This window comes from Nocardia sp. AB354, assembly GCF_049538315.1.
Taxonomy (GTDB): Bacteria; Actinomycetota; Actinomycetes; order Mycobacteriales; family Mycobacteriaceae; genus Nocardia; species Nocardia nova.
In genome coordinates this window covers 1-21,517 of the sequence record NZ_JBMVFU010000029.1, presented here as the reverse complement: position 1 = coordinate 21,517, position 21,517 = coordinate 1, and the positions used below count along the sequence as shown (strand labels likewise).

Annotated in this window: 18 protein-coding genes and 4 tRNA genes; 10 read left to right on the top strand and 12 right to left on the bottom strand. The window is 67.0% G+C overall.

The features are described 5' to 3' along the window. Positions 1-131: 131 nt before the first annotated feature. Entirely contained in the window at positions 132-1,097 is a 966-nt protein-coding gene (locus tag ACPCUW_RS30315) for an acyl-ACP desaturase (RefSeq protein ID WP_063017025.1), read from the bottom strand. Between the two features lie 336 nt (positions 1,098-1,433). Next, a tRNA-Lys gene (locus ACPCUW_RS30310) sits at positions 1,434-1,506 on the bottom strand. 919 nt (positions 1,507-2,425) lie between these two features. On the opposite strand from ACPCUW_RS30310, the gene ACPCUW_RS30305 reads away from it, so the two are divergent. From ACPCUW_RS30305 to ACPCUW_RS30270, 8 genes are all read left to right on the top strand, one after another. Continuing rightward, on the top strand, positions 2,426-3,091 hold the full coding sequence (locus ACPCUW_RS30305; protein ID WP_063017027.1) for a TetR/AcrR family transcriptional regulator: 666 nt from the start codon (positions 2,426-2,428) through the stop codon (positions 3,089-3,091). Between the two features lie 91 nt (positions 3,092-3,182). Next, a tRNA-Glu gene (locus tag ACPCUW_RS30300) sits at positions 3,183-3,255 on the top strand. A gap of 28 nt (positions 3,256-3,283) precedes the next feature. Next, positions 3,284-3,357, top strand: a tRNA-Asp gene (locus ACPCUW_RS30295). Between the two features lie 32 nt (positions 3,358-3,389). Continuing rightward, positions 3,390-3,463: transfer RNA gene (locus ACPCUW_RS30290), tRNA-Phe, on the top strand. 738 nt (positions 3,464-4,201) lie between these two features. After that, positions 4,202-5,473: a PucR family transcriptional regulator gene (locus tag ACPCUW_RS30285; protein WP_423428632.1), complete on the top strand. Its 1,272-nt coding sequence runs from the start codon at positions 4,202-4,204 to the stop codon at positions 5,471-5,473. Between the two features lie 152 nt (positions 5,474-5,625). Continuing rightward, positions 5,626-7,071: a class I adenylate-forming enzyme family protein gene (locus ACPCUW_RS30280; protein WP_423428630.1), complete on the top strand. Its 1,446-nt coding sequence runs from the start codon at positions 5,626-5,628 to the stop codon at positions 7,069-7,071. 28 nt (positions 7,072-7,099) lie between these two features. Then, the gene (locus ACPCUW_RS30275; RefSeq protein WP_423428629.1) at positions 7,100-8,896 is read left to right on the top strand and encodes a DUF3556 domain-containing protein; all 1,797 of its coding nucleotides are present in this window, start codon (positions 7,100-7,102) and stop codon (positions 8,894-8,896) included. Then, positions 8,893-10,311: a phytoene desaturase family protein gene (locus tag ACPCUW_RS30270; RefSeq protein WP_423428628.1), complete on the top strand. Its 1,419-nt coding sequence runs from the start codon at positions 8,893-8,895 to the stop codon at positions 10,309-10,311. Before ACPCUW_RS30275 ends, ACPCUW_RS30270 begins: the two co-directional genes overlap by 4 nt. Positions 10,312-10,350: 39 nt before the next feature. Here ACPCUW_RS30270 and ACPCUW_RS30265 read toward each other — a convergent pair whose 3' ends face one another. From ACPCUW_RS30265 to ACPCUW_RS30220, 10 genes are all read right to left on the bottom strand, one after another. Then, positions 10,351-11,037, bottom strand: coding sequence for a DUF1345 domain-containing protein (locus tag ACPCUW_RS30265; RefSeq protein WP_030517465.1), 687 nt, complete (start codon positions 11,035-11,037; stop codon positions 10,351-10,353). A 55-nt stretch (positions 11,038-11,092) separates the two neighbouring features. Beyond that, the gene (locus ACPCUW_RS30260) at positions 11,093-12,223 is read right to left on the bottom strand and encodes an FAD-dependent oxidoreductase (RefSeq protein WP_423428627.1); all 1,131 of its coding nucleotides are present in this window, start codon (positions 12,221-12,223) and stop codon (positions 11,093-11,095) included. Continuing rightward, a complete protein-coding gene (locus ACPCUW_RS30255) occupies positions 12,220-13,098 on the bottom strand; it encodes a DUF1295 domain-containing protein (RefSeq protein ID WP_423428626.1) in 879 nt (292 codons plus the stop codon). Before ACPCUW_RS30255 ends, ACPCUW_RS30260 begins: the two co-directional genes overlap by 4 nt. 91 nt (positions 13,099-13,189) lie before the next feature. Beyond that, positions 13,190-13,933 (bottom strand): enoyl-CoA hydratase/isomerase family protein, encoded by a 744-nt coding sequence (locus ACPCUW_RS30250; RefSeq protein ID WP_423428624.1) that lies wholly within the window; start codon positions 13,931-13,933, stop codon positions 13,190-13,192. Between the two features lie 6 nt (positions 13,934-13,939). After that, complete coding sequence (locus tag ACPCUW_RS30245; protein WP_030517468.1) at positions 13,940-14,602, bottom strand: TetR/AcrR family transcriptional regulator; 663 nt, start codon at positions 14,600-14,602, stop codon at positions 13,940-13,942. A 73-nt stretch (positions 14,603-14,675) separates the two neighbouring features. Beyond that, entirely contained in the window at positions 14,676-15,824 is a 1,149-nt protein-coding gene (locus tag ACPCUW_RS30240; protein ID WP_423428622.1) for an acyl-CoA dehydrogenase family protein, read from the bottom strand. An 11-nt stretch (positions 15,825-15,835) separates the two neighbouring features. Then, positions 15,836-17,023 (bottom strand): acyl-CoA dehydrogenase, encoded by a 1,188-nt coding sequence (locus tag ACPCUW_RS30235; protein ID WP_030517470.1) that lies wholly within the window; start codon positions 17,021-17,023, stop codon positions 15,836-15,838. Next, positions 17,020-18,663 carry a class I adenylate-forming enzyme family protein gene (locus ACPCUW_RS30230; protein WP_393524618.1) on the bottom strand — a complete coding sequence of 548 codons (1,644 nt, stop codon included), beginning with the start codon at positions 18,661-18,663 and terminating at the stop codon, positions 17,020-17,022. The genes ACPCUW_RS30235 and ACPCUW_RS30230 overlap by 4 nt, the downstream gene beginning before the upstream one ends. A 26-nt stretch (positions 18,664-18,689) precedes the next feature. Continuing rightward, positions 18,690-19,424, bottom strand: a complete 735-nt coding sequence (locus tag ACPCUW_RS30225) for an SDR family NAD(P)-dependent oxidoreductase (RefSeq protein WP_063017048.1) — start codon at positions 19,422-19,424, stop codon at positions 18,690-18,692. Positions 19,425-19,437: 13 nt separating this feature from the next. Continuing rightward, a complete protein-coding gene (locus ACPCUW_RS30220) occupies positions 19,438-20,250 on the bottom strand; it encodes an enoyl-CoA hydratase/isomerase family protein (RefSeq protein ID WP_063017050.1) in 813 nt (270 codons plus the stop codon). A gap of 198 nt (positions 20,251-20,448) precedes the next feature. On the opposite strand from ACPCUW_RS30220, the gene ACPCUW_RS30215 reads away from it, so the two are divergent. Both ACPCUW_RS30215 and ACPCUW_RS30210 read left to right on the top strand, forming a co-directional pair. After that, positions 20,449-20,628: a hypothetical protein gene (locus tag ACPCUW_RS30215; protein ID WP_030517474.1), complete on the top strand. Its 180-nt coding sequence runs from the start codon at positions 20,449-20,451 to the stop codon at positions 20,626-20,628. 120 nt (positions 20,629-20,748) lie between these two features. Beyond that, complete coding sequence (locus ACPCUW_RS30210) at positions 20,749-21,450, top strand: polyprenol monophosphomannose synthase (protein WP_036525684.1); 702 nt, start codon at positions 20,749-20,751, stop codon at positions 21,448-21,450. Positions 21,451-21,517 lie beyond the last annotated feature (67 nt).

Sequence of the window (21,517 nt, the reverse complement as noted above, 5' to 3'; positions counted from 1 at the left end):
TGTCGAGTGCCGCGGTCACGAGTTCCAGTGTCCCATCCGAATGACAGTGCGAGAGATCACAGGGGTGCCCTGTGCGTGCGACGGGACCGGTGCCGTGCGGCACCGGTCCCGGTCGTAGTCGTGCGGTGAGCTCAGCTCGCCGCGGTGAGGTCGCGTTCGCGCTTGGCGGCTTCGCGGGCCAGCATGCGGTCGCGCTGCTCCTCGAACTTCAGGACGTCCTTGCCCAGCTGGTCGAGGAACAGGCCGAGCCGCTCGCGGGTCGCCTCGCCGCGCGCGGTGAAGTCGTCGCGCTCGAAGATGCGCCACTTCTTCAGCACCGGCTGGACGACCTCTTCGAGGTGCTGGCGCAGGTCGTAGATGCCGTGCTTGGCCATCAGCACACCGTTGCGGCGGAAGTTCGGCATTCCGGCGCCGGGCATCTGGAAGTTCTCGAGGATCAGGGTGATCGCGTCGAGGGCCTGGTCGGGCGCCAGATCCAGCGCCGCACCGCACATGTTGCGGTAGAAGATCATGTGCAGGTTCTCGTCGGCGGCGACGCGCTGCAGCATGCGGTCGGCGATCGCGTCGTCGCACACCTTGCCGGTGTTGCGGTGGCTGACGCGGGTGGCCAGCTCCTGGAAGGTCACATAGGCGACCGAGTGCAGGAAGCCGGCGTCGGCCTCTGCGGGGGAGGCGAAGCCGTTGGTCATGTGGACCATGCGGGCCTGTTCCAGCGCCACCGGGTCCACGCCGCGGGTGACCACGAGGTAGTCGCGCATCACGATGCCGTGGCGGTTCTCCTCGGCGGTCCAGCGACCGACCCAGGTTCCCCAGGCGCCGTCCTGGGAGAAGTTCTCGGCGATTTCGCGGTGGTAGGAGGGCAGATTGTCCTCGGTGAGGAGGTTGGTGATCATCGCGGCCTTCGCCACTTCACTGAGCTTCGACTGCTCCGGATCCCAGTCGACGCCGCCCAGCGCGGCGAAGTTGCGCCCCTCGTCCCACGGCACGTAGTCGTGCGGGTGCCATTCCTTGGCCATCGAAAGGTGCCGGTTGACGTTTTCTTCGGCAACCGGCTCCAACTCCGTCAGCAGCTCGAGTTGAGTCAGATCCCTTGCCATACATACGCCCTTCGGTGTTGTCCTGCGATATTGCTGGTCGCCCCCCTGCTGGCCGTGCCGCCGCCGCCCATACCTTACGGCACCGTAGGTGTGATGCGAAGCGCACCTGTATGAGTTCACAGCATCGGTGACGGAACTCATACGGGTGTTCGGCACATGCCCCAACCGGTGCGAGTGTAGGTGGGAGACCTGTGCGCCAACGGTGTATCGCCTGGGAGTCGTGAACGTTAGCCGAGCATCGGATTTCTGGGTCCCGGGTGCCCGCGCCGCTGGTCGCGGCACGAAACAGAGCCCGAGACGACGATGGGCCGGAACTCTCGCTCCGGCCCATCGGTGTGCCCCCACCAGGGCTCGAACCTGGGACCTGCGGATTAAAAGTCCGTAGCTCTACCAACTGAGCTATAGGGGCGCGGTCCGCAAGTCTAATGTTTCGCGCGCGGAAGTGGTAACCGGTATCCGTGTGACGGTGTGGCGGTGGGCATCTGCCCTGGTGGCGCGGCCCTCCGGGGCGAAGTGGCGGCTGCCGGGAGCGGGATCGCCGCCGGCGGGACCCGGGGCGCCTCCTGAACGCCGGGCGACGTCCGCCCGACCCGGCCCGGTGGACCTGTGCCCGGATCGGCCGGCCCGGCAGCGCCGGGGCGTTCCCGTATACCCGGCCGATTCTCGGGCAATCTCCTTGCTCAGCAATTTGTTTCAGCGCGGAAGTGTGGAAACATTGTCCAAACGTAGTGCGTGACAACATATTTGGTACGGGAGGTGATCGTGTCGGTGGATCCGCCCGGTGGCCGACCGCAGCGGCCGGGATGAGTCCCGGGTATCGACGGTGCCAGCCGTGGTGGTGAACATTGCTGGGGCGCGCCGGAATTCGCATACGCGGGCGCTAACCGGCATTTGCCACGAGCGGTCCCGGTTTCCGGTGAAGTGACTCCTCGGTACGTGGCGCGTCGTCTCGGGATTCGGGGTACGGTGATCGCTTGGTGAATTCCGGCGAAACCGGGAGATCTTCCGGCGGTTGGGATTCGGCCGAAGGTTGTTGTGCCGGCACATGTCGCGATCGGCCGGGCCGGTCGCGAGGTCGGAGGAGACGACGTCGCAGGAGGCGGATCCGAGACGAACAAAACGCCCGGGTGCGCACCCCCTGCGGCGCACCCGGACGTCGAAACTATACCAGCTGGTGTGTTTCAGGTATCCCTGCGAATTTTCGTACCAAAAGTTTGAAAGCCGGGCGGTAGCCCGGAATTAAGTATTTGAAAATCTAATAACTTCTCGTCGAGGACCGTCCCCTATCGGTTCCTCCGGCGGCAAGCAGCTTCGGAGGCGTTTCGAGCATGGCACGGCAGCAAGAGCGGGCCCGCCGGACACGGGCGGCGATCATCAGGTCCGCCGCCGTTGAATTCGGGAAGAGCGGCTACGCCGCGGCATCGCTGAATCGCATATTGGAGGGATCGCGCGCGACCAAGGGCGCGATGTACTTCCATTTCGATTCCAAGGAGGATCTGGCCCGGGCGGTGCTGGACGCTGCCGTCGAACGATATCGGGCGACCACCGAAAGGTGGCTGGCCAGAACGGATCTCGAGCCGCTGGACATCATGCACGGGATGATCGACGAGGTCGCGCTGCGCCTGGAGAACGACATCATCGCCCAGGCGGAGTTCCGGCTCGTGATCGAACCCGAGTTCTATCAGGACGCGCGGTCGGGCGGCAGCCGGATCGTCAGCCGGTCGGCGCGACTGCTCGCGGTGCGTGCCGTCGACCGCAAGCAGCTGCGCCTGGACACCGACCCGGACCGGTTCACCCGCACCCTGGCGGCCGCGCTGGCCGGACAGCGCTACATCATCGATCTGCTCGGCGGCGGGGTCGATCTGCGCACCCGGTTCACCGAGGCGCTGGAGGTGATCATCGAGGCGATGGCGACTCAGGATTGGCTCGAGGAGTTCCGCCGGCACGGCTGGAAGGCCTCGGCACGCCTGGAAGATCTGAATCTGGGCCTCTGACCAGCCGATTTGGGAATAGCGCAAAGCCTGTCATAAGCTATGCGAGCTCCCAACGGAAGCCGTTGAGGTACGGACCGGAGAGATCCGGCGGGCCCCCTTCGTCTAGCGGCCTAGGACGCCGCCCTTTCAAGGCGGTAGCGCGGGTTCGAATCCCGTAGGGGGTACGGTGGCAACACCGTTGAGAGCATGCAAGGCCCTGTGGCGCAGTTGGTTAGCGCGCCGCCCTGTCACGGCGGAGGTCGCGGGTTCGAGTCCCGTCAGGGTCGCTTTGTTGTACGGCATTCGGTTCGGGTGCCCCGGCCAGGTAGCTCAGTTGGTACGAGCGTCCGCCTGAAAAGCGGAAGGTCGCCGGTTCGATCCCGGCCTTGGCCACTTTCAAATCCCCTCGACCTGTGGTCGGGGGGATTTTTTGTCTTCGACGGCCATGACTGGTCCCGGATGAACGGGGCGCCCCGCGGAACCCTTCGCCCGCCGCTGCTCTCAACAGCTACCCGAACCGCTCGAACCAGCCGAGCCGCTCCACGTGGCACACCCGGCCGAGCCGCTTCCGCCAGGAGGGGGGAAGGTCGGGAGAGGAGGAGGAAAGGTCGGGAGGGGAGGAGGGAAGGTCGGGAGGGGAGGGGGGAAGGTCGGGAGGGGAGGGGGAAAGGTCGGGGAGGGAGCCGATGTCTGCGGCTGGCCGGGTGGTGCGGAGAACGCGAGTGTCAGCGCGACGAAGGACGCCGTGATCGCTGCGGCAGCGATCGACCCGATGCGGGTCGTACGGCGGGCCATCCACGGAGCTCGTTCCGATACGAGTTTCTTCATGCGATGTTCCTCCAGGTTGTGTGGAGCGACGCATACGCGGCCGGTAGCAAACCCCTCCCGACCCGACCGTGAGCCTGTAATGGCAGGTCAGGAGCGCAGGGGGTGACCGACTGTGGGTTCACAGCATACGTCCGGGTACGCGTCGTATCCGGTAGCGACAGCCCGGCGGGGCACCGGATCTTCTCGTCTCGTACCGGTCGCTGATCGCGCCGAGACAGATTCCACATCCGCCTTTGTTCCGGGAGGACGAATTTCGGGCGGAACGCCGGTCGAGGTGGACGTTCGGGGCCTACCGTCCGTGGTGTGACGAAGGCGCACGACGGTGAGGTCGGTTCCGGCGAATATGTGGCCCGGATCGCCGCGCGGATGAACGAGCAGGTGACCGGGGTCAGCTCGCTCATCAAGGAAGCGCTCGAACAGCTCATACCGGAGTTGCGGGGGGATGCGCGGACGGTGGAGTTGCTGGGGGCGAGTGTCGAGGGGAATGTCGACACGATTCTGCATGCGCTGCGGCACGGCATCGCGGTGGAGCGGATCACCGCGCCGACCGCCGCGCTGGAATACGCCCGGCGGCTCGCGCAGCACGGGGTTCCGGTGAACGCGCTGGTCCGGGCGTATCGGCTGGGGCAGCGGCGGTTGACCGAGCTGGTCTTCGCGGAGTTGCACGCCATAGATATGGAGCCGACCACCCGGATCGCGGTGATCGAGGAGATCACCGACGTACTGTTCGCCTACATCGACTGGATCTCACAGCAGGTCGTCGCGGTCTACGAGGAGGAACGCGAACGGTGGCTGGAGAACCGGAACAGCGTGCGCGCCATGCGAGTCCGCGAGATGCTGGCCCAGGACACGGCCGTCGACGTGGACGACGCCACCGCCGCGATCCGGTATCCGTTGCGCCGGCATCACGTGGCGATGGTGCTCTGGTACCCGGACGCCGACTCCGACAGCGACGACCTGGCCCGGTTGCAGCGGTTCGTCCGTGAACTGGCCGGTGCCGTCGATGCCGCCGCCGCTCCGCTGTTCGCCGCGGCCGACCGCACCAGCGGGTGGGTCTGGTTGCCGTTCACCTCGGATCCCGGCGATCCGGCCGAGCAGATCCGCCGGTTCGCCCTCGGCCGGCCCGATACTCCGCACATCGCGATCGGGGCGGCGGGGGTGGGAGTCGACGGGTTCCGCCGGTCCCACCGCCAGGCCCAGCAGGCCCGCGCCGTGGCGGCACGGCGCGGGCCCGAGGACAAGATCGTGGCGTCCACCGATCCCGGATTGATGGCGGCCGCCTTACTCGGGGGGAATCCGGCCGCGGTCCGGGACTGGGTGGCCGACGTTCTCGGTCCACTGGCCACCGACACCGCGAGCGATGCGCGGCTGCGCGACACCCTGCGGGTATTTCTCCGGACCGGGTCCAGTTACAAGGCGGCCGCGCAGGAACTGGATCTGCACTACAACTCGGTGAAATACCGGGTGGGCCGGGCCGTGTCGCGACGTGGCCGGCCCATCGCCGACGCCCGGCTCGACGTGGAACTCGCACTGCTGGTGTGCCACTGGTACGGCAAGACGGTCCTCACTCGCTGACCATCGAACGCGCTCCGAGGTCTCGGCGCGTGATCTTTGTCTCGCAGAGACAAGACTTCGGCAGTAATTCGTCCACGGACGACGGTGTGGTACAGCTCACTGATTCCTAGCGTTGACGTATCCGTTCGACACCGAGGATTCAGGACCCGTCCATGCACCTTTCCGAGTTGCCCGACCTTCGAAGCCGCCACGATCCCGGCGCACCCTGTGTGGCCGACGATCAGGTCGAGTTGACCAACGCCGAATTCGCCGACGCGGTGCGGCGGGCCGCCACCGCGTTTGCCGAACAGGGAGTTTCGCCCGGTGACGTGGTCGCGGTGATGCTGCCGAACACCGTGACGCTGGTGGTATCCCTGTTCGCCGCATGGCGTCTGGGCGCCGCGGTGACGCCGATCAATCCGTCGCTCGTTCCGGCCGAGGTCGGCTTTCAGGGCGCCGACGCCGGCGCCAAGGTCCTGGTCACCGATCGGCCGATGGATATCGGGATCACCGTGCTCACCCCGGCCGAGCTCACCGCGACCCCGCCCGCCGATACCACCGCCGAAGTCCGCGACGACGCGCTGGCCCTGCTGGTCTACACCAGCGGGACCACCGGGCGGCCCAAGGGCGTGATGCTCGACCACGCGAATCTGAACGCCATGTGCGCCATGGTGATCGGCGCCTTCGAACTCACGGCCGCCGACCACAGCCTCCTGATCCTGCCGCTGTTCCACGTCAACGGGATCGTGGTGAGCACCCTCGCCCCGCTGCTCGCCGGTGGGCGCACCACGATCGCGGGCCGGTTCGCCCCCGGCACGTTCTTCGCCCGGCTCGAACGCAGCGGCGCCACCTACTTCTCCGCGGTGCCGACCATCTACACGATGCTGGCCGACCTGCCGCCGGAGGTCACCCCCGATACCTCGGCGGTGCGTTTCGCGGTGTGTGGCGCGGCGCCTGCCAGTGCCGAACTGCTGCGGAAGTTCGAAAGCCGTTACGGCATATCGATCATCGAGGGTTACGGATTGTCCGAGGGCACCTGTGCGAGCGTGGTCAACCCGCTGCGTGGCCGCCGCAAGCCGGGCACGGTCGGTCTCCCGCTGCCCGGCCAGTCCATCCGCATCGCCGACCCGGACGGCACACCGGTCGCCGGCGGCGCCGCGGGCGAGGTCCTGATCCAGGGCCCGAATGTCATGCGTGGCTATCTGAATCGACCTGAGGACACCGCTCGCACAGTTGTCGACGGCTGGCTGCGCACCGGCGATATCGGCCGGATCGACGAGGACGGCTATCTCGTCCTGGTGGACCGCGCCAAGGACATGATCATCCGGGGCGGCGAGAACATCTATCCCAAGGAGATCGAGAGCGTCGTCTACCAGCTGCCCGAGGTCGCCGAGGCCGCGGTGGTCGGCCGGGCCAGCAAGCTCTACGGCGAGGAGCCGGTGCTGTTCCTCGCCCTGAATTCCGGCGCCACTCTCACCGCCGAACAGGTGCTCGCCCATACCCGGCGCAATTTGTCGAAATACAAACTGCCCGTGGCGATCACTTTCCTCGACGACCTGCCCAAGAACGCCGTCGGCAAACTCGACAAACCGTCGCTGCGCCGCGTGCCGACCGCCTGATCCGCCTCCACGAGAAGGAGATATTCCGATGGGATTCACCAAGCCGGATCTGCCGGCCGTCGATCCGGACACATTCCTGCAGCAACCGCTGATGGAGCGCATGCGCATCCTCGGCGCCGATTGGGCCGAGAACGGCTTCGGCTCACCGAAAATGGTGCATTGCGTCTACATCCTCAAGTTGATCGTGCTCTACGCGATCGGCGGAATCACCGTGGCCACACTGACTTCCGGCCTGCCGGCGTTCTGGCATGTCGCCGAATGGTGGAATCAGCCGATCGTCTATCAGAAGGCCGTCGTCTGGACGGTGCTGCTGGAGGTTCTCGGCCTCGCCGGTTCCTGGGGGCCGTTGGCCGGCAAGGTCAAACCGATGACCGGCGGCATCCTCTTCTGGGCCCGGCCCGGCACGATCCGGCAACGCCCGTGGGCGTGGATGCCCGGCACCGGCGGTGATCGCCGCACCTGGTTCGACGTCACCCTGTATCTGGCCCTGCTCGCGAGTTTGGTGATCGCGCTGATTCTGCCCGGCGCGCACAGTGATTCGCTCGCGGCGGTACCTCCGGACAACACCTCCGGGCTCATCGCGCCCGCCGCGCTGACGGCGCCGATCGTGCTGCTGATCCTCAACGGCCTGCGCGACAAGGTCGTCTTCCTCGGCGCCCGCGGCGAGCAATATCTGCCGGCGCTGATCGCGTTCACAGTGTTCCCGTTCGTGAACATGATCGTCGCGTTGAAACTGCTGATCGTGGTCGTCTGGGTGTGCGCCGGCTTCTCCAAACTCGGCAAGCATTTCTCCAACGTGGTGCCGCCGATGGTGTCCAACAGCCCGTCGGTGCCGTTCAAATCGGTGAAACGCGCGCACTACAAGGATTTCCCGCGCGATATGCGTCCCTCCGGCATCGCGCATTTCATGGCCCACGTCAACGGCACCTGCGTGGAGATGCTGGTTCCGCTGGTGCTGTTGTTCTCCACGAACAAGTGGGTGACCCTGGTCGCGGTGCTGATCATGGTGATCTTCCACCTCTTCATCGTGTCCACCTTCCCGCTGGCGGTGCCGTTGGAATGGAACGTGCTGTTCGCCTACGCCACCGTCTTCCTGTTCCTGGGCTTCCCCGCCTGGAACGGATACGCCGTGTGGGACATGTCGCCGGTGTGGCTGGTCGTTCCGGTGGTCGCCGCGCTGCTGTTCTTCCCGGTGCTCGGCAATCTGCGGCCCGACAAGGTCTCGTTCCTGCCGTCGATGCGGCAGTACGCGGGCAACTGGGCCTCGGCGGTGTGGACGTTCACCCCGGGCGCCGAGGAGAAGTTGAACCGGGTGACCCGCTCGGCCCGCAATCAGATCGATCAGTTCATCGAATTCGGTTACGAACCGCAGTGGGCGGAGATCACCTTGCAGAAGACGATTGCCTGGCGCACCCTGCACAGCCAGGGGCGGGGCCTGTTCTCGCTGCTGATCGCACGGCTGCCCGATATCGATTCGCGCACGGTCCGGGAGGGGGAGTTCCTCTGCAACTCGATCGTGGGGTTCAATTTCGGTGACGGCCACTTCCACGACGAGGAGATGATCCGCGCGGTGCAGGACGAGGCTCGCTTCGAACCCGGCGAATGTGTGATCGCCTGGGTGGAGTCGGAGGCGTTCGGCAGCGGCGTGCAGCACTACAAGCTGATCGACGCCGCGCTGGGCGTGATCGAACGCGGCACCTGGAATGTCGCCGATGCCGTCGCCGAGCAGCCGTGGCTGCCCAACGGTCCGATTCCGTTGCGGCCCATCTGGGTTCGCCCGGTGCAGACCGAGCCCAGCCAGGACGATTTCGGAGTGGTGGCGTGACAACCGCACTGGTGGTCGGCGGCGGGCCCAACGGGCTCGCCGCCGCCGTCGCCCTCGCCTCCGAAGGTGTCGAGGTCACCGTGCTCGAGGCGGCCGAGCAGATCGGCGGCGGTACGCGCAGCAGCGAGGCCATCGTTCCCGGTCTGCTGCACGATCACTGCTCGGCCATCCACCCGATGGCCGTCGGGTCACCGTTCCTCGCCGGCCTGGGGCTCGACCGCTACGGACTGACCTGGCGGTTGCCCGAGATCGACTGTGTGCATCCGCTCGACGACGGCAGCGCCGGGGTGCTGTACCGCTCGGTCGAGCAGACCGCGGCCGGGCTCGGTCGCGACGGCTCGCGCTGGCGCCTGGCATTCGACCGCCCGGTGCGCCGCTACGACGCGCTGAGCGAGGACATCATGCGCCCGCTGCTGCGCGTACCGCATCACCCGCTGACGTTGGCTCGCTTCGGGATGCCGACGCTGCTGCCCGGTTCGGCCTTCGCCCGGGTGTTCCGCACCGAGCAGGCGCGGGCACTGTTCGGAGGCGTTGCGGTCCATGCCTTCCGGCCGCTGCACCATCCGCTCACATCGGCCGTCGGCCTCGGCATCCTCACCGCCGGTCATCGGCACGGCTGGGCGGTGGCCGAAGGCGGATCACAGGCGATTGCGGATGCGCTGGCGGCGCTGCTGGCGGAGCTGGGCGGAAAGATCGAGACCGGGGTGCGGGTCGAGTCGGCGGCACAGTTGCCGCCGGCCGACATCACCATGTTCGATCTGGCGCCCGATGCCGTCGCTCGTATTCTCGGCGATCGGTTACCGCGACGAGTTCGGCACGCGTTCGCCCGTTTCCGGCGCGGGCCCGGGGCCTACAAGGTCGACTTCGCGGTCGCCGGTGGGGTGCCGTGGACCGCTCCGCACGCGCACCGGGCGGGGACCGTGCACCTCGGCGGGACGTACGCGGAGGTGGCTGCCGGTGAACGCGAGATCCACGCGGGCCGGATGCCCGAGCGTCCTTTCGTACTGGTCGGGCAGCAGTATCTGGCCGATCCACAACGTTCGGCCGGTGACATTCACCCGGTGTGGAGTTACGCCCATGTGCCCAACGGCTATTCGGGCGATGCGACCGAGGCGATCATCGCGCAGATCGAGCGGTTCGCCCCCGGCTTCCGGGAACGCATTGTGGGACAGGCGGTTCGCTCGACCACCGAGATGGCCGTGTGCAACCCGAACTATGTCGGCGGCGACATCATGACCGGCGCCAAGGACATTCGCCAGCTGATGTTCGGACCGCGAACCACGTTGTCCCCCTATAGCCTCGGCGTTCGCGGCATGTACATCTGCTCGGCAGCGACCCCGCCCGGACCGGGCGCCCACGGCATGTGCGGCGCCAATGCCGCCCGGCTCGCGGTGGCCGAACTGGTGGACCGGTAGGCGAGCCGCTCCGGCGGCTCGGAAAACTCCGCGCCGTCCTCACTTCAAGACGTTGACCGCCCGCGCGATGACCAGTGCCGCGGTGATCAGCGACAACGCGGATTCGGCCATCATCAGCGTCTTGGCCCAGCGCGTCATCGGCATCACATCGGTGGGGCTGAACGCGGTGGCATTGGTGAACGACAGGTAGAGGTAGTCGAGGAATTCCGGCTCCCAGTCGGCAGGGGAGAGCTCGGGATTCTGCATCTGGACGAACAGGAAATCGGGTAGCTGTTCGCGGGCGTGCGCCCGTGCGGCCGGGCCGCCGCGATCGAGTTCCCAGAACCAGAGCGCGAATACGGTGACGTTGGTCAGCCAGATCGCCGCGCCGGAACCGAGCAGGACCGGCGGATCGTTGCTGAGCGTGCCGTTGATCAGGCCGGCCACCAGCCGGAACACCGACCAGGCGGTGGCGATGCCGAGCAGCGCCGACAACCCCAGGCTGCACCAACGCAGCCAGATCTCCTCACGGTCCAAGCGCACCGGGCTACTCGCCACCAGCACGATCAGCAGCACCGTTTCCAGCATCGGCAGCAGCCAGACCGGGCGCAGCTGAAAGTGATCGGGTAGCAGCACTTGCAGGACGATGATGCCCACCATCGCGGCCGTTGCCGCCCAGCGTGATTCGCCGGCCGTGCGGCGTGCCCACGCCGGAACGTCGTCGGTGTCGTTCTCGGAACCGCTCACCCGTGCAGTATTGCCCGCTGCGTGCCCGTCGGCAGCATGGCACGCGCTCGGGTCGCTACCGGTGCTCGGCGGGGCCGGAGTTCTTCCCGACCTCGCGGACGCCCCCGTAGATGCTGCGGCGGACGACGAATCGCTGGAGCGCGTCGGTGGTCCGGAGCGGGAACCGGAAGCCGAGCCCGTTCGGCGCATAGACCGTCAGCCCGTCACGCTGGACACCGAGCACCGATCCCCACCGCCGCCGCGGCGGCCGGTACACCCGAAGGGATGTGCCGTTCGAGTGCGCACGGAGGTTGTGTGCCAGCACCTTGTGGCCCTGGTTACGCGCCGAGGAGCGCAACCGGTCGGTGGCCGCCACGTCGCCCACCGCGAAGACATCGTCGAAACCCACGACGCGCAGGGTCGGCAGTACCCGGACGAAGCCGCGCTCGTCGAGCATGTCCGGGGGAAGCCATGCGGTGTTCGGCCGGATCCGCCCGATCGCCCAGATGACCACATCGGCGGTCGTGGGCGGCTGGCCGGTGGACCATACGACGGGGCCGGAGCCGAGATCCGAAGCGGGCGGCGGTATCGCGCGATGGCCGGGGTGGATCACGACTCCGAGTGCGCCGAGCCGGGATTCGACCCGTGTCCACACGCGATGGTGGTGTTCGGGGAGCGCGCGCTGACCGGGGAAGTAGAGGTGTACCTCTTTCGCCGGCCAGCGTTCGGCGATCTGCGCTGCGCAGCTCGCCGCGGCCGCGCCCCCGCCGACGACCACCACCGTGCCCGCGTCGGCGATGCGCCGATGGTGTGAGGCGAGGTCGGCGTCGACGTCGGCATGGTCTTGCAGCGCGGGGTGCCGCCAGAAGCCGTTGGTCACCCCGGTGGCGATCACCAGGAGGTCGTACGGCTCATCGCCCGACGATCCGTCGACACGGCGCACCCGGACGGTCCGGTTCGTGGTGTCGAGTGCGGTGGCGCTGCCGTGCACGATGCGCATCGGGTCGAGACCGCGAAAGCGGTCGTAGCCGATGCGATAGTCGCGCATCCACTCCTGCGGGCGGGCCAGTCGCAGGCCGAGTTCCTGGCCGCTGACGAAGCCGGGCTTCGTCGTGATGCCCACGACGTCGGCGTCCCGGCCGAGCCGGGTTCCGGTGAGGACACCGGTATCGCCCAGTCCGACGATGACGACCCGAGGGCCGGTCATGCCGCTCGTTTCCGCGGCGGCAGGGGAACGAATACCGAAACCCTGTGCACCACATCCCGATACGCCGGCCGCCGCTGCAGGCTGCGCTGTTCCATCATCGGAATGCTGACGCCCACGAACATCGCCACCATGGTCACCACCCCCGCGAGAACCCACCAGCTGCCCGGGGCGGCCGCGAGCCCGAACAGGCCGAACGAGAGCCAGACGCCGCACTCGCCGAAATAGTTCGGATGCCGCGACCACGCCCACACCCCGCGGTCCATGACCTGGCCGGGCGATGTGGTGGCGGCGAAGCGATGCATCTGCAGGTCGGCGACGGTTTCCAAGGCAACCGCACCCGCACCGATCACGACGGCGACGATGTCGAGCGCGCCGAACGGTTCGCCGGCGCGCGTCGCCACCACGTACACCGGAATCAGCCCGGCGAACACCTGCAGCGTCGGAAAGACGTGGATTCCGAACAGATCCGCGACGAAGGCGAACCTGCCCGCTCGTTCGCGCACCATCGGATAGCGCCAATCCTCATGGTGCATACCGGGAAAGGTCGTCACCCAGTTGGCGGTGAGCCGCACCGCCCACACCAGCATGACGGCCATCATCAGCCACCAGCGTGTCGTATTCGACGGCTCGTCGCTGCGAATCCACCAGTAGAAGGCCAGCAGGGGCGGGATCACGCTCCAGTACGGGTCGTAGAAGCTGGAATTCCGGTAGATCCGGCTGAATACGAAGACCACAACCGTGGCGATCAAGTCGGCGATCAGGCCGTTCAACCACAGCTGTCCGGTATCCGGCCCCCACAGCAGCCAGGCGAGCCCCGCGACGACGGCTACGACATAGGCCAGCGCGACTCGAACCAGGGCGCCCACTCTGCTCATGAGCGCACTCTAGGCATCGCGCGCCCGAGCGGAGCCGGATTCGGACAACAGCCGCAGCTCCGCCGAATCGACGCCGCACGAGAAATTCGTCCTAGCGGGAAACGAATCGATCCAAGCGGCGCCCGGTTTCCTGGGTGTGGATGAGTGCCCCGATTTCGGTGCGCTCCAAGCCGTACCCGTCTGCGGTGCCCGCCGCATCGATACACCGTTTGGCGGCGGTGTAGGCATCCGCGGGAAGATCGGCCAGGCGTTCGGCGAGCGTCATCGCCGTGGCTGCCGCATCGTCGACGGCCCAGTGCACGAGGCCGAGCCGTTCGGCCGTCGTCGCGTCGATCAGCTCCGCGCCGAGAATCAGCCGGTACGCGGTGGCCGGTCCGACCAGGCGGGTAAGCCGCTGAGTGCCACCGGCTCCCGGCAGCAAACCGATTCCGACCTCGGGCAACCCGATCTTCGCGGTCGCCCGCGCGACCCGGAAATCGCAGGCGAGGGCGAGTTCGAATCCGCCGCCGGTGGCCGCACCGCCGATCTCGGCGATCGTGGGTTTTTCCAGTGCAGCCAGGGCCGCGAACGCATCCTGCAGCAGCAGGCAGAACTTCTCCAGCCGCACGCCCCGGTCGGGCAGTTCCCGCCACGAATCCATCATGGCGATATCGGCACCCGCGCAGAACACCTTCGCCGCACTGCGCACCACGACCGCACGCACCGCCGGATCGGCGCCGAATTCGGCTACCGCGGTGGCGAATTCACCGGCCTGCCCCTCGTCGAAGGCATTGACCGGCGGGCGGTCCAGGGTGAGGACGCCGACGGCGCCCGTACGAGACAGCGTGACCGACAAGATATTTCACTCCATGAGATGTCGATAGCGCTCGGCGACTCCGGGGGCGAGCACGGTGGGCAGCACGAAACGCACCTGTGCCCGGATGTACTGCTCGACGGTGTAGCGCGGCGCGAAATGCCAATGTTTGAGGGCCCAGGCGTGGGCGAGCATCATCAGGTTGAAGACGACGAGATCCGGATCGAGGTCGTTCATCAGACCCGCCGCGATACCCGCCTCGACGGCGGCCCGCAGCGGGGCGGAGGTTTCGACCTCGAGTTCCTTGATCCGTTCGCGGCCCTCCGGATCGAGGGTCCGGCTCTCCCGATAGGTCAGGACCACGGCGTCGAGATTCTCGTCGACGATTTCCACGTAGTGCCGGAAACCGGCGACGAGCCGCTCCACCGGATCGTCGCCGACCGCGTCCATGGCCGGAGCCAATTCGTCCCGGAAGGCGTCGAGAATATCGACGATCGCCGCGAGCAGCAGGTCTTCCTTACCGCCGAAATACTTGTAGATGAGTCCGACGCTCACATCGGCCTGATCCGCGAGCGCTTGCATCGACATCTGATGAAAGCCCGTGGTCTGCATGACGGCGACGGCCGCGTTGAGGAGTTGGCGCCGGCGCGAGCTGGTTCGCACCGCGCGCACCGCCTCCTCGAGTTCCATCGGTGCGGATCGCTTCGCCATCGGGCATACCCTTCCGTATCTGCGCAGTCGAATGAACGACGGTTCACTCAACTCTAGAGTGGTCCACCGAAAATCAGATGCCCAGCTCCTTCGCGATGATCGTCTTCATGATCTCGGTGGTGCCGCCGTAGATGCTCTGAATACGCGCGTCGACGAAGGCCCGCGAGACCGCGTATTCGCGCATATAGCCGTAGCCGCCGTGCAACTGCAGGCAGCGGTCGGCCACTCGCATCTGTAATTCGGTGGTCCACCATTTCAGCCGGGCGGCGCGGGCCGCGGTGAGGCCGCCGGAAATGTGTTCGGCGAGGCAGTCGTCGAGGAAGGTCCGCGCGATATCGAGTTCGGTCGCCAATTCCGCCAGCACGAATTGCGTGTTCTGGAAGCTCGCGATCGAGGCGCCGAAGGCCTTGCGTTCGCGCACGTAGTCCAGGGTGTGCGCGAGCACTCCCTCGGCCGCCGCGACCGCGCCGACCGAGAGCGACAGCCGCTCCTGCGGCAAATTCCGCACCAGCTGATAGAAGCCCTCGCCGTCGGCGCCGAGCCGGTTCGCCACCGGCACCCGCATCTCGGTGAAGGTGAGTTCGCTGGTGTCCTGGGCGTGCAGGCCGATCTTCTCCAAGTTGCGGCCGCGGCCGAATCCCGGTGTGTCGGCCTCGACGACCAGCAGCGTCAGCCCCTTGTGCTTGTCCTCGCCGGTGCGGACCGCGACCACGAACAGGTCGCCGTTCTGCCCGTTCGAGATGAACGTCTTGCTGCCGTCGACCACGTAATACTCGCCGTCGCGTACGGCGGTGGTACGAATGCCGGTGAGATCGCTGCCCGTACCCGGTTCGGTCATGGCGATCCCCAGGACGGTCTCACCGGTGACGACGCCGGGCAGCCAGCGGGCCTTCTGCTCCTCGTCGGTGAGATCGGTCAGATAGGGAAGCACCACATCGTTCTGCAGGGAGAACGCGATACCCGCCGCGGCCGCACCCGCCCGCGTGATCTCCTCGATCACGATGGCGTGGTAGCGGAAATCCTCGACTCCCGGCCCACCGAAACGCTCCGGGACCGGGAAGCCGAGCAGTCCCAGCTTGCCCGCCTCGGTGAACAGCGATCGGTCCAGCCGGCCGGCGTGTTCCCAGTCCTCGTGGGCGGGCGCGACCGTCTGCTGGACGAAATCGCGGACCACGGAACGGAATTGGCGGTGTTCGGAGTCGTACTCCAGTCGTGCGTTCATGGGACCTCTTGTCAGCGGAAGGCGTTCTGGCCGGTGAAGGCCTGGCCGAGCACGAGTTGATGCATCTCCGGCGTCCCCTCGTAGGTGAGGACGGATTCGAGATTCACCATGTGCCGGATGATCGGATATTCGAGCGAAATACCGTTGCCGCCCAAAATGGTTCGCGCGGTGCGGCAGATCTCGATCGCCTCGCGGGTGTTGTTGAGTTTGCCGAAGCTCACCTGTTCGGGCCGCAGTCCCACCGAATCCTTGAGCCGGCCCAGATGCAGCGAAAGCAGTTGGCCCTTGTGCAGTTCGACGGCCATATCGGTGAGTTTGGCCTGGGTCAGCTGAAATCCGGCGATCGGGCGTCCGAACTGATTGCGCTGCATCGAATAATCGCGAGCCGCCTGCCAGGCCGAGCGGGCCGCGCCCATCGAACCCCAGATGATGCCGTAGCGCGCCTCGGACAGACTCGACAGCGGCGCCTTCACGCCGCGGCCCTCGGGCATCATCGCCTCGGCGGGCAGGCGCACATCGTCGAGGACCAGTTCGCTGGTGATCGAGGCGCGCAGCGACAGTTTGTGTTTGATGGTGTGTGCGCTGAAACCCTGGGTGTCGGTGGGGACGATGAAACCGCGGATGCCCTCGTCGGTGTTGGCCCACACCACCGCGACATCGGCGATCGAGCCGTTGGTGATCCACATCTTGCGCCCGTTGAGGATCCAGTCGTCGCCGTCGCGCTTGGCGCGGGTCTGCATGGCCGCCGGATCGCTGCCCACATCCGGTTCGGTGAGGCCGAAGCAGCCGATGATCTCGCCCGTGGCCATACCCGGCAGCCACCGCTGCTTCTGTTCCTCCGAACCGTTGTTCCAGATGGAGAACATGGCCAGCGAGCCCTGCACCGAGACCAGCGAGCGGATACCGGAATCGCAGGCCTCGAGTTCCAGGCAGGCCAGACCGTAGTGCACGGCCGAGGCGCCGCTGCATCCGTAACCCTCGAGATGCATGCCGAGTACACCGAGCCTGCCGAACTCGCGGGCCAGATCGCGCGCGCCGGGCAGATCGCCGGCTTCGAACCAGTCGGCGATATGCGGGGTGATGTGCTCGGCGCAGAAGCCGCGCACACTGTCGCGCACGGCCCGTTCGTCCTCGGACAGCAGCGAATCGATGGCCAGCGGGTCGAGTGCGTCGAAGGCGGGGGGACGTTTCGCGCTCATGCGTTTTCCTTGTCCGGATAGGTGAACAGGCCGGCCGCGGCATCGTCGCGGGCCTGTTCGGTGAGTTTGTAATGCAATTTCTTGCCGGTGGCCGACACCGGCAGCGAATCCACGAAGCGGTAGGCGCGCGGGCGTTTGAACGCCGAGAGCATGGGATGGGTGCGGCAGTGCCGGTCCAGCTCCGCCACGCCCACTCCGGGCTCGGCGGCGACCACATAGGCCACCACCACCTGCCCCCAGCGCTCGTCGGGTATGCCCACCACCAGGCAATCGTCTACGCCGGGATGTTCGTTGAGCGCCTCCTCGACCTGGACGGGGTGGACGTTCTCGCCGCCGGACAGCAGCATGTCGTCCTTACGTCCGACGATGGTGACGAATTCCTGCTCGTCCCAGGTGGCGAGGTCACCGATATACAACCAGCCGCGATGGAACTTGCGGGCCTCCTGATCGGGGGAGTCGACGTAGGCATTGGCGCCCTTCGGTGAGCGGACGATGACCTCGCCCACTTCCGTGCCGTCCTTGGCGACGGTCTCCTCCGGCTCGGCCAGCCGGTCGTCGAGTACCCGGACCACCGCCACGTCGTCGTCGATGCACGCGCGCCCGGCGGTTCCGGCCATGGCCGGCAGATCGGACGGGCGCAGGAAGGTGTTCCAGAATCCCTCGGTACTGCCGTAGCCGTTGAAGATGTTGGGATTCAACACCTTCTGATAGCGCAGCGCCGCCTCGCGTTCCAGCGGAGCGCCCATCGTCACGATGCCGCGCAGGCTCGACAGGTCGCGGCGCCGGGCCTCCTGTGCATGGGCGAGCATGGCCAGATTGGTCGGCGCGCCGATGAGGAAGGTCAGGCCGTAGCGCTGCACGTGATCCAGGGTGGTGTCGGCGTCGAAGGCGCGCATCGGTACCAGGGAGGAACCCAAGTAGAACGTGGGATTCGGTCCGGCGCAATACAATCCGCCGCGATGGAACCACGGGGTCATGTTCAGCGTCTTGTCTTCGGGCGACATCGGGAAATGCATGATGACGTCGTGTGCGCTGAAGATCTCCACCAGGCTGTTGAGCGGCACGCCCTTCGGCATCCCGGTGGTGCCGGAGGTGTACAGGCGGGTGGTCTCGTCCCACACCGTGCGATCCGGCTGGAGCGCCCGCGCCGTCGCCGCGACCAGGTCGTCGAAGCGGACCGCGCCCGGTAGCGGCTCACCCGGTCCCACCGCCACCAGCAGACCGGGCCGGAACTCGCTGCGCTCCAACGCCTCTCGCACCATCGGCGTGAGGTCGGTGTCGTAGACGAAGACCCGGGGACGGTTCGAAGCGAGGATGTAGGACGTCTCACCGGCGGCGAGCCGGAAGTTCATCGGCGAGCCGACTGCTCCGGCGGCCTGCGTCGCCAGATAGAGCTCGGCGAACTCGACCCCGTTGAACAGCTGATATGCCACGACGTCACCCGGCTCGACACCGGCGTCGGCGAGGCCGGTGGCCAGCCGGTCGACGCGGTCGCCCAGTTCGGCGTAGGTGACGGTCGTCCCGGTCGCCGGATCCTCGATCGCCGGGTGGTGGGCGTAGCGGTGGACGTTGCGCCGGAAACCGTTGAGGTAGGTGAAATCGTGTTCGAAGTACTGCCGGTAGGCATGGGCGTCGTACATCTGGTCCTCCGAAGTCGGCGCGGCGCTCAGCCGGCCATGGTGAGTCCGCCGCTGACGCTGAGCACCTGACCGGTGATGAACGACGCGTCGGGGGAGGCGAAGAACAGAGCCGGGGCGGCGACCTCCTCCGGCCGGGCGAGGCGGCGGAACGGAATCGCCTTGATCAGCGCCTCTTTCAGCTTCTCGTCCTGGGCCTGGAACAGCGGGGTGTCGGTCGGTCCGGGGCAGACGCAGTTGACGGTGATCGAGTAGCGGGCCATCTCGCGCGCCAGCGATTTGGTCAGGGCGATCACTCCGCCCTTGGCGCCGGCGTAGATGGTTTCCCCGGAGCTGCCGACGCGCCCGGCGTCGCTGGCCAGGTTGACCACCCGACCGCCGCCGGCCTCCACCATGCCCGGCAGGAACGCGCTGCACATGTGCACCGGCCCCAGGTAGTTGATCGCGACCACCTTCTGCGCGAATTCCGGTGTGGCGTTGAGGAATTTGTCGGTGCGGTCCCAGCCGGCGGCATTGACCAGGATGTTCGGCACCCCGACCTCGGCGTGCACCCGATCGCGCAGGGCCTGCACCTGCTCGGCGTCGGCGATGTCGACCTGCATGGCGAAGATGCGGTCGGACTGCTGTTCGGCGGTGCGCTTGGCGGCGTCGAGATCCAGATCGGCGGCCACGACCCGGTCGCCGCGGGCGGCCAGGGCCAGGGTGATCGCCCGGCCGATACCCGAACCGGCTCCGGTGACTACCGCAATGGTGTTGTCGCTCATCGTGTTCGGCTCCTCAGTTACCGGTGACCGCGCGGGCGGAGGGGAAGTTGGGGGCGCGCTTCTCGCGCAGGGCGGTATAGCCCTCGGTGACATCCGGGCCCATGAAGCAGAGCATTTCGTAGGCGGCGGACTGGTCGAAGATGGGACCGGCCTGCTTGAGCCAGTTGTTGAGCGCCTTCTTCGTCCACCGGATGGCCAGCTGGGAACCGCCGGCGAGCTTGCCGGCGACCGCGAGCGCGTCGTCGAGCACCTGTTCGCGCGGCACCGCGCTGGTGACCATGCCGATGCGCTCGGCCTCGGCGCCGACGACCATCTCGCCGGTCAGCAGGTAGTACTTGGCCTTGGCCATACCGGACAGCAGCGGCCACAGGATCGCCGCGTGATCGCCCGCGGCCACGCCGAGCTTCACGTGCCCGTCGCCCAGTTTGGCGTCCTCGGCGCAGATCGAGATATCGGAGAGCAGCGCCACCACCAGCCCGGCGCCGACCGCGACGCCGTTGATCGCGGCGACGACCGGCTTCTCGCAGTTGATCATGTTGTAGACCAGGTCGCTCATTTCCTGCAGCATGTTCGCCACCCGCTCGTGGTTACCGGCCATGCGCTCGACCATCGCCAGGTCACCGCCCGCGGAGAACGCTTTGCCGGCGCCGGTGATGACCGCGACCCGGGTTTCGGGATCGCCGGAGACATCCGTCCAGACCCGGGCCAGCTCGGCGTGCATCTGCTCGTCGGCGGCGTTGTATTTCTCCGGCCGGTCGATGGTGATCAGCAGGACGCCGTCGTCCAGGCGCTTGAACGTGAGCTGGGAGTAGGTCGAGAAATCCATTGCGCTTCCTTCTGCTCCGACGAGTCGGCGAGCGGACTACCGCCGAATGAGTGAACTAGCATTTGTTGTGAATGAACGTACATTCACCACGCGGGTGTGTCAAGGGCCACACTCGTCGGCGGATGCCCGCCGGGCGGCCCGACGTGCGGATTCACCGGTTGCCTGACAGGGCGGGCGCCGGGTGCGACGATGATCGGCATGGGCGATTCCGACGATCAGTGGTACTACTGCCTCAAGCATCACCGCGCCGAACAGAGCAAGCGGTGCTGGTTCGCCGACCGGATGGGGCCGTATCCGGACCGCGCCACCGCCGAGCGGGCGCTCGAGATCGTGCGCGAACGCAATGCCCGCGAGGACGCCCGCGACGGGAGAGACTGAGCCGCTCGTGCCCTCTCAGGTGGGTGGGCTACGGTTCTCCAGAGCACGTCGTGCCCGGATCCGGGCGCGCGCAGTCAGGTCGAATCGAGTGGAGGGCGACTTGTGAAGGTGACCGTGGTGGTGCCGACCTACAACGAGCGGGAGAACCTGCCGGTGGCGGTGGAGCGGCTGACCGCACTACCGGTCGCCGATCTGCACGTTCTGGTGGTCGACGACAACTCCCCGGACGGTACCGGTGAGGTCGCGGACAAACTGGCCGCCGAGCTGCCGTCCGTGGTGGGTGTGCTGCACCGGACCGAGAAGGACGGCCTCGGCCGTGCCTACATCGCCGGCATCACCGCGGCGCTCGACCAGGGCGCCGACGTGGTCATCCAGATGGACGCCGACCTCTCCCACCCGGCCGAGGTGATTCCGGCCATGTTGGAGAAGCTCGAGACCTCCGATGCCGGTGTGGTCCTGGGATCGCGCTACGTCGAGGGCGGCTCGACCGCGGCGGAGTGGAAGTGGTATCGCAAGGCCCTGTCGGCCTGGGCGAACTTCTACGTCAACGCGATCCTGCGGCTCGGCGTCAAGGACGCGACCGCCGGATTCAAGGCGTGGAAGGCGGAGACGCTGCGGGCCATCGATGTGGCCTCGATCCACAGCAACGGTTATTCGTTCCAGGTCGAGATGAACTACCGCACGATCAAGCAGGGTATTTCGATCGCCGAGGTGCCGATCCGCTTCGAGGAGCGCACCAAGGGCGCGTCGAAGATGAGCCTGAAGGTGCAGCTGGAATCGGCGCTGATGCCGTGGAAGCTGCTGTTCGGCCGTCGCGTCTAGCGGCTGGGGCGTTAGGGGGCTGGGGCGTTAGGGGGCTGGGGCGTTAGGGGGCTGGGGCGTCCGGGAC